We start from the raw sequence: 387 nt of genomic DNA on the forward strand, positions 1-387 counted from the left end.
TACTTCCCCTGCTCCCTCCTCTTTTCTTCCTCTCTTTTCCTCCCCTTTCCTTCCCTTCCCCTCTTTCTTTTCTCTTTTCCTCTTCCTTCTCCCTTCCCCCCCCCTTCTTTTTTTTTCCTCTTCTCTCTCTTTTCTCCCCCCCTCCTTGCTCTTCCTCCTTTTTCTCTCCTCCCTCCCCTCTTCCTTCTCTTTCCTCTTTCTCTCTCCTTCCTTCTCCCTCCTCTTCTCCCTTCCTCCTTCTCCCTTTTTCCTTTTTCCTCTCCTTCCCCTCTTTTCCTTCCTTCTTCTTCCCTCTTTTTTCCCTTTTTTTCTCTCCTTTCTTCTCCCCCTCCTCCCCTCTTCCCCTCCCTTCTTTCTCCCTCTCTCCCCCTTCTTCCCCCCTCCCTT

Annotated in this window: 1 protein-coding gene; it reads right to left on the reverse strand. The window is 50.9% G+C overall.

The genetic code is table 11. From position 1 onward, the window contains the following. Positions 1-387, reverse strand: a 387-nt coding sequence (locus tag KH400_RS29985) for a hypothetical protein (RefSeq protein ID WP_217228283.1), incomplete at both ends; no start/stop codon positions are given.

The organism is Desertibacillus haloalkaliphilus, from assembly GCF_019039105.1.
GTDB lineage: Bacteria > Bacillota > Bacilli > Bacillales > KJ1-10-99 > Desertibacillus > Desertibacillus haloalkaliphilus.